The organism is Companilactobacillus mindensis DSM 14500 (genome assembly GCF_001434275.1).
GTDB classification, from domain to species: Bacteria; Bacillota; Bacilli; order Lactobacillales; family Lactobacillaceae; genus Companilactobacillus; species Companilactobacillus mindensis.
This window is the reverse complement of sequence record NZ_AZEZ01000024.1, coordinates 1-257: the sequence shown is the minus strand read 5'-3', so window position 1 is coordinate 257 and position 257 is coordinate 1. Positions and strand designations below refer to the sequence as shown.

Annotated in this window: 1 pseudogene; it reads right to left on the bottom strand. The window is 39.3% G+C overall.

Features of this window, described 5'->3' with window-relative positions:
* A pseudogene (locus tag FD29_RS03145) lies at nt 1-220 on the bottom strand (group II intron reverse transcriptase/maturase); the annotation flags it as partial.
* Between the last annotated feature and the right edge of the window lie 37 nt (nt 221-257).

Sequence of the window (257 nt, the reverse complement as noted above, 5' to 3'; positions counted from 1 at the left end):
CGGTCATACCATCTATGCCTGCGGCACCCTTATTTTTATAAACCTTTTTGTATGCTAGATTGAGATTATCCCTACTTAAAACTCGTTCTTTAAATGAAATGCCATTCTTAATCGTATTTTCACCAGAGGCGGTACTACGCGCCTCTGATTGCTTTCGGTTTTCCAAACTTATCATCTTCAGATGGTCAGCTTTTTGTTCTGTTTTCTGCGATTGTCGCACCGTCTCCACCTCCAAAATCGAAAAGAATTATTAATGT